Source organism: Streptomyces sp. SID3343 (genome assembly GCF_009865215.1).
GTDB lineage: Bacteria > Actinomycetota > Actinomycetes > Streptomycetales > Streptomycetaceae > Embleya.
This window is the reverse complement of the sequence record NZ_WWJX01001123.1, coordinates 1-7,691: the sequence shown is the minus strand read 5'-3', so window position 1 is coordinate 7,691 and position 7,691 is coordinate 1. Positions and strand designations below refer to the sequence as shown.

Genomic DNA, 7,691 nt, shown 5'->3' with positions numbered 1-7,691 from the left:
CGGCGTCGCCGTCCGCCACGTCGGCGACGGCTCCGCCCACCGGTGCGGCGGGGTCGTCCGCGCCCGTGCCGAGCGGGACTTCGGGGACCACCGCCCCGCCGGCCTGATCGGTCGCCGGTCGCGTACGAGGGAGGATGGTGCACGTGACCATGAACGACTCCTCCCAGGTGGCCCGACTCCGCGAGGCCCTGATCGCGGCCGAATACACCGTCGACGGGTGCCTCGACGCGCTCGGCCCGCAGGCGTACGCGGCGCTGTCTCGTGGTGAGACGGTGCCCGCGCTGCGCGCGCTGCGGGCCGAGGCGGCGAGCCCGCTCGCGGTGCTCATCCGACTGTTCCTGCTCCAGACGTCGGCGCCCGAGGCGCACGTGCGCCGGGCGCTTCCGCTGGAGGACGCGCTGAAGGGCGGACTCCTGGAGCGCGACGGTGATGTCGTGCGCCCGCTCGTGGACATCCGGCCCTACGGCGAGGCCGACACCGACTGGTGGGTGGTGTCCGACCTCGGTTCCGGGATCGGCGGGGTCACCGGGCCGGTCCGGGCCGACCACGTGCTCGGTATCGGTGGCGCGTCCACGACGCTCGCCGGGATCACCGTGCGCGAGCCGGTGGGCCGCGCCCTCGACCTGGGCACCGGCTGCGGTGTCCAGGCCCTGCACGCGTCGCGACACGCGGGCTCGGTGCTGGCGACCGACGTCAACCACCGCGCGCTCGACCTGACCCGGCTGACCATGGCGTTGTCGGGCGTGAGCAACGTCGGTCTCGCCGAGGGCAGCCTGTTCGAGCCGGTCGAGGGCGAGCGGTTCGACCTGATCGTCTCCAACCCGCCGTTCGTGATCACGCCGGTGGGCGAGCGGTACACCTATCGCGACGCCGGCCTGCCCGGCGACGAGGTCTGCCGCCGGCTGGTGGCCCAGGCGCCGACCTACCTGAGCGACGGCGGCTACTGCCAACTGTTGGCCAACTGGCAGCACCTGCGCGGACAGGACTGGCAGGACCGGCTCGCCGCGTGGCTGGCACCGACCGGATGCGACGCGTGGGTGGTCCAGCGCGATGTCCAGGATCCCGCGCAGTACGCGGAGCTGTGGCTGCGCGACTCGGGCGATCACCACGGCGCGGCCTATACCGAACGCTACGACGCGTGGTTGGACGCGTTCGAGCGTGACGGCGTGGAGGGCATCGGATTCGGCTGGATCACGCTGCGCGCGTCCGGCTCCGACACGCCGAACGTGCACATCGAGGACTGGCCGCACGCGATCGAACAGCCGCTCGGCTCCGAGGTGCACGCGTGGTTCGGTCGCCAGGACCGACTGGCCACACTCGGCGACGACGACCTGCTGGCCGTCGGGTTCACCCTCGCGGACCACGTGGTCCAGGAGCAGACCGGCGCGCCGGGGGCCGAGGACCCCGAGACGATCGTGCTGCGCCAACGCCGCGGCATGTGCCGCGCGGACCGGGTGGACACCGTCGGCGCGGCGTTGGCCGGAGCCAGCGACGGGGCGCTGCCGGCGGGTGTCGTGGTGGACGCGATCGCCCAGTTGCTGGAGCAGGATCCGGCCGAACTTCGCGACACCGTGCCCGGCGAACTGCGCGGCTTGGTGGCGGACGGATTCCTCCTGTTCCCGGAGCCCGCGGGCGAGTCCGTGACGAGTTCGTGACGGGGCGGATCCTCGGCTCGATGACCGGCCCGTGACCGGCTCCGGCACCGGGTCCGGCGCCCGCCGGCGGGCCCCGCTTGGTCCGGTGCACCGTGATCCGGGACGCGGCGCCTGTACAGTCGCTTGTGTTGTCCCACCCGGATACTCCTTGCCGTCGCCAAGAAAATGTGTTGTATGGAGGCGACGGCCTCCCGTCCGACCGTGAACCCACGGGGTCGGGAGGCGGGAACCGCAATGCGCGCGTTACCGTTCGAGTGGCGTGGGTCCCGACCGTCGGAGCGATCGTCGGGCCCGGCGGACGGTACGAACGGACAGGCGCATCGGGACGACTCCGTGACGCAAGCCGCCAGAACCGGTTTGACACAGCGGGTCGACCATCGGTCACCCTCCGTGACACGCCAACCGCAATATGAATACGAATCCGTGTACGGCCTTGTCCCGTGGGGGCAAGGCCGATGCCGACGACGATGGAGAGAGAAGCGAAGGTGTCCCCGAGCAGCGAGACCGCGCGCGATGGCTTGCGACTCGTCATTGTCGAGTCCCCGGCCAAGGCGAAAACGATCAAGGGCTATCTCGGCCCCGGTTACGTGGTCGAGGCGAGCGTGGGACACATCCGCGACCTGCCCAACGGCGCCGCCGAGGTGCCCGCCGAATACGCGGGCAAGCCGTGGGCCCGGTTGGGCGTCGACGTGGATGCCGACTTCGAGCCGATCTACGTCGTCAACGCCGACAAGAAGGCCCAGGTCGCCAAGCTCAAGAAGCTCCTCAAGGATGCCGACGAGCTCTTCCTCGCGACGGACGAGGACCGCGAGGGCGAGGCCATCGCGTGGCACCTGTTGGAAGTCCTCAAGCCCAAGGTGCCCGTGCACCGCATGGTGTTCCACGAGATCACCAAGGACGCGATCCGCAACGCGGTGAACAACCCGCGTGAGCTCAACCAGCGACTGGTCGACGCCCAGGAGACCCGCCGCATCCTCGACCGCCTCTACGGCTACGAGGTGTCCCCGGTCCTGTGGAAGAAGGTCGGCCCGCGCCTGTCGGCCGGCCGCGTGCAGTCGGTGGCCACCCGGCTGGTGGTCGAGCGCGAGCGCGAGCGCCGCGCGTTCACGTCGGCGTCCTACTGGGACGTGCTCGGCGTGTTCGGCACCGGTCGGGTCGGCGACCCGAGCGACCCGAGCACGATGAACGCGCGCCTGGTCTCGCTCGACGGCAAGCGCGTCGCCACCGGCCGCGATTTCGGCCCGGACGGCAAGGCGAAGAACCCCGGCGTGCTCCAGCTGGACGAGACCGGCGCCCGCGCGCTGACCGCCGCCCTGGAGTCCGCGTCGTTCTCGGTGCGTGCCGTCGAGCGCAAGCCGTACCGCCGCTCCCCGTACGCCCCGTTCCGCACCACGACCCTCCAGCAGGAGGCGTCGCGCAAGCTGGGCTACGGCGCGAAGCGCACCATGCAGATCGCGCAGAAGCTGTACGAGAACGGCCACATCACCTACATGCGTACGGACTCCACCACGCTGTCCGAGACGGCCGTCACGGCCGCCCGGGCGCAGGTGCGGGAGCTGTACGGCGCCGAGTACGTCCCGGACGCGCCGCGGGTGTACACCGGCAAGGTCAAGAACGCGCAGGAGGCGCACGAGGCGATCCGCCCCTCCGGGGAGAGCTTTCGCACGCCGGCCGAGACGGGCCTGTCCGGTGACGAGTTCCGGCTGTACGAACTGATCTGGATGCGTACCGTCGCGTCGCAGATGAAGGACGCCGTGGGCCAGTCGGTCACCGTGCGCATCGGCGGCACGGCCCAGGGTGCGGACCTGCCCGGGCGCGACGCGGAGTTCACCGCGAGTGGCAAGATCATCACCTTCCACGGCTTCCTCAAGGCCTACGTGGAGGGCTCGGACGACCCGGACGCGGAGCTGGACGACCGCGAGCGCCGGCTGCCGATGGTCACCGAGGGCGACGGCCTGACCGCCGAGGAACTCACCCCCGAGGGCCACTCGACCAAGCCGCCGGCCCGCTACACCGAAGCCTCCCTGATCAAGGAACTGGAAGACCGCGAGATCGGTCGTCCGTCGACGTTCGCGTCGATCGTCGGCACGATCCTCGACCGCGGCTACACGTTCAAGAAGGGCACGGCCCTCGTGCCGTCCTTCCTGGCGTTCGCCGTGGTGGGCCTGCTCGAAGGACACTTCGGCACGCTCGTCGACTACGACTTCACGGCCAAGATGGAGGACGACCTCGACCGCATCGCGCGGGGTGAGACGGCGGCCGTGCCGTGGCTGCGCAAGTTCTACTTCGGCGACGACGCGGACCCGGACAAGGACCACCTCGGTGGCCTCAAGGCCCTGGTCACCGACCTCAGCGCGATCGACGCCCGCGAGGTGAACTCGTTCCCGGTGGGCGAGGGCATCGTGCTGCGGGTGGGCCGCTACGGCCCCTACGTCGAGCGTGGCGAGCAGCGTGCCGACGTGCCCGACGACCTGCCGCCGGACGAGCTGACCGTGGCCAAGGCCGAGGAACTGCTCGACAAGCCCAGCGGTGCCCACGAGCTGGGCGTGGACCCGGTGAGCGGGCACATGATCGTGGCCAAGGACGGGCGGTACGGCCCGTATGTGACCGAGATCCTGCCCGAGCCGCCGGCCAAGGCTGCAGCTGCGGGTAAGACCGCGGCGCCCGCCGAGGACGGCGCGAAGCCGGCCAAGAAGACCGCGAAGAAGACGGCGGCGAAGAACGGCCCCAAGCCGCGCACCGCGTCGCTGTTCAAGTCGATGGCCTTGGACACGATCACCCTCGACGACGCGCTCAAGCTGTTCACGCTGCCGCGCGTGGTGGGCAAGCACCCGGAGACGGGCACCGAGATCACCGCGCAGAACGGCCGCTACGGGCCGTACCTCAAGATGGACACCGACTCGCGCTCCCTGGAGACCGAGGAGCAGTTGTTCACGGTGACCCTCGACGAGGCGCTCGCGATCTACGCCCAGCCCAAGGCGCGCGGGCGGGCCGCGGCCAAGCCGCCGCTGAAGGAACTGGGCGAGGACCCGGTCAGCGGCAAGGCGGTCACGGTCAAGGACGGCCGGTTCGGTCCGTACGTCACCGACGGCGAGACCAACGCGACCTTGCGCGCGGACGACTCGGTCGAGACGATCACGCCTGAGCGCGGCTACGAGCTGCTCGCGGAAAAGCGCGCCAAGGGCCCGGCGAAGAAGACCGCCAAGAAGGCCCCGGCGAAGAAGACCGCGACGGCGAAGAAGACGACGACAGCGAAGAAGAGCACGACGGCCAAGAAGTCGACCGCCAAGAAGCCGGCCGCGAAGAAGACCGCGGCCGACGGCAAGACCACGAAGGCCGCAGCCGCGAAGGCCGCGGCGTCGGCCGGTACGAACAGTGGCGCCGACGACGCGTGAGGCGGGACGACCGAGGTAGGCATGACCGGGTAGGAACGCCTCGGCGGGAACGCCTCGGTAGGGATGTCTCGGTCGGGGATGCCTCGGAGGGAATGCCCGTTGGGGTGATTCCTCGGGGGATGCCCGGTGGGCGTGCCTTCGTGGGACGCCCCGATGGGGATGCCTCGGAGGGATACCCCGGTAGGGATATTCGGTAGTAAACAGGTATGTGACGACCAGGCGGCGCCGGCGGGATCCGGCGCCGCCTCGGTCGGTTCCGGTGACCGGTCGGGCTTGTGCTACGGTCCGCCGGCGGAGCACGGGGGAGGCGGCGGTGGTTGCCGTTTCCCGTCAGGTGACGACGTTAGGGTTCTCCGTATGACGCACGCGGAGCAGCAAGCGCCGGATTCGGCGATACCGCCCCGTCAGGTCGAGCCGACCGAGGGCATCGGGGGTGTGCTGAGCATCCGCCCCTTCCGTCGCTTCTGGTTCGCCGTCGCGGCCTCCGCGCTGGCTGATTGGCTCGCCCTGCTGGCCCTCGTGACGGCCGCGATGTGGACGGTGGACGGCGACTACCGCAAGCATGCGATGGCGATCGGCGCGGTGTTCGCGCTGCGCCTGCTGCCCGCCGCGGTGATGGCCTCGATGGCCGGCGCGATCGTGGACCACCTCGACCGCCGCTGGACACTCGTCACGTGTGACGTGCTGCGGGCCATGGTGCTCGTGTCCGTGCCGTTCGTGGACAAGATGTGGTGGATCTGGGGCGCGACGGCGGCCGTCGGGGTGATCGGCGCGCTCGCCGGCCCGACCCGGGACGCCACCGTGCCCAACCTGGTCCCCCGTCAGCGGCTGGGCACCGCTAGCCAGTTCAACCTCGTGACGTCCTACGGCGCGGCCCCGGCGGCGGCGCTGGTGTTCGTGCTCACGGCGCTGATCGGCACGGCGTTCTCGCAGGACGTCGCGATGTTCGTCGACCACCCCTCGCAGCTCGCGTTCTACACCGCGGGCGGGGTCTTCGTGGTCGCCGCGATCTTCGCGTCGATGATCCGGATGCCCACGCGTGGGCGCTCGGTCAGCACGCGTCGACCCAACCCGTTCAAGGTGCTCGCCGGCGGTCGCCGGGTGTTCGCCCACGGGCGGACCGCGCGCGGCCTGATCGTCGGGATGATCGCGCTGTTCCTCGCGGGCGGCGCCCTCGTGGGCACCGCGCCGCTGCTCGTGGTCGGGCTGAACGCCGGCAACGCGGCCTACGGCACGATCTTCTTCATGCTCATCGCCGGTGTCAGCGCCGGCATGCTGTGGGGTCCGCGCGTGGTCCCGGCGTTCAGTCGGCGCCGGCTGTACGGCATGGCGGTGATGTTCGCGGGGCTGACGCTGCTGATTCTGGCCGCGGTCGCCAACGTGGTCGTGGCCGCGGTACTCGCCGCCGTGGTCGGCGTGTTCGCCGGCGTCGCGTGGGTCACCGGCTACACGATGTACGGCCTCGACTTCGGCGAGGACATGCGCGCGAAGGCGTTCGCGTTCGCGCAGTTGATCGTACGGATGATGCTGTTCGTCGCGTTGGTCGCCGGCCCGGTGGGCGCCGGCTACGGGGGCCTGCGGTCGTGGACGATCGCCGACCGGTTCACCTTCGACTACAGCGGTGCGGCGCTCCTGCTGGCCGGCACCGGCGTGTTCGTGATCATCCTGGGCTGGATCGCGTTGCTGAGCGTGGACGACCGGCGCGGTGTGCCGATCCTGCGCGACCTCGCCGCGGCCACCCGCAACGAGGACCACGTCACCGGCCGACCGGCCGGCGCGACCGGCTTCTTCATCGCCCTGGAGGGCGGCGAGGGCGCCGGCAAGTCCACCCAGTCCGACGCGCTCGCCGCGTGGATACGGGCCAAGGGCCACGAGGTGGTGGTCACCCGCGAGCCCGGCGCGACGATGATCGGCAAGAAGCTGCGCGCGATGCTGCTCGACCTCGACGGCGATCCGGTCGACCCGCGCACCGAGGCCCTGCTCTACGCGGCCGACCGGGCCGAGCACGTGCAGAGCGTGATCCTGCCCGCGCTGCGCCGCGGCGCGATCGTGATCAGCGACCGCTACATCGACTCCTCGATCGCCTACCAGGGCGCCGGGCGCGGTCTGGGCGCCCGCGAGATCGGCCGGGTGTCGCGCTGGGCGACCGACGGGCTGCTGCCCGACCTGACGATCCTGCTCGACCTGGACCCCGCGGTCGGCCACAGCCGCTTCACCGAGGCGCCCGACCGCCTGGAGTCCGAGCCGCAGGACTTCCACCTGCGGATCCGGCACGCCTTCCTGGACCTGGCCGCGCACGACCCCGACCGCTACCTCGTGGTGGACGCCGACCAGGAGCCGGACGCGGTCACCACGCCGATCCGGCACCGCCTCGACCGCGAGCTGCCGCTGTCCGACCAGGAGAAGCGCCAAGCGCTCGAACTGGCCAAGCGGATGCGCGAGGAGGACGCCCGGCGCAAGGCCGAACAGGCCGCCCGCGACGCCGAGAAGGCCGCGCTGATCGCCCGGCTGCGGGCCGAGAGCGAGGAGCGGCAGCGCCAGGCCGAGCAGGCCAGGCTCGCCGAGGAGGCCGCCAGGCAGGCCGAGGACGAGCGCCGGTTCGCCGAGGACGAGGCCCGCCGGATCGCCGCCGAGGCCGACG

3 protein-coding genes are annotated in these 7,691 nt (G+C 71.3%); all 3 read left to right on the top strand.

The genetic code is table 11. The features are described from left to right. Positions 1-134 precede the first annotated feature (134 nt). Positions 135-1,655, top strand: coding sequence for a methyltransferase (locus GT354_RS35205; RefSeq protein WP_161360444.1), 1,521 nt, complete (start codon positions 135-137; stop codon positions 1,653-1,655). Between the two features lie 485 nt (positions 1,656-2,140). Next, positions 2,141-5,050, top strand: a complete 2,910-nt coding sequence (gene topA / locus GT354_RS35200; protein ID WP_161360446.1) for a type I DNA topoisomerase — start codon at positions 2,141-2,143, stop codon at positions 5,048-5,050. Between the two features lie 357 nt (positions 5,051-5,407). Continuing rightward, the coding region (tmk, locus tag GT354_RS35195; RefSeq protein ID WP_161360443.1) for a dTMP kinase at positions 5,408-7,691 on the top strand (2,284 nt) is incomplete at its 3' end.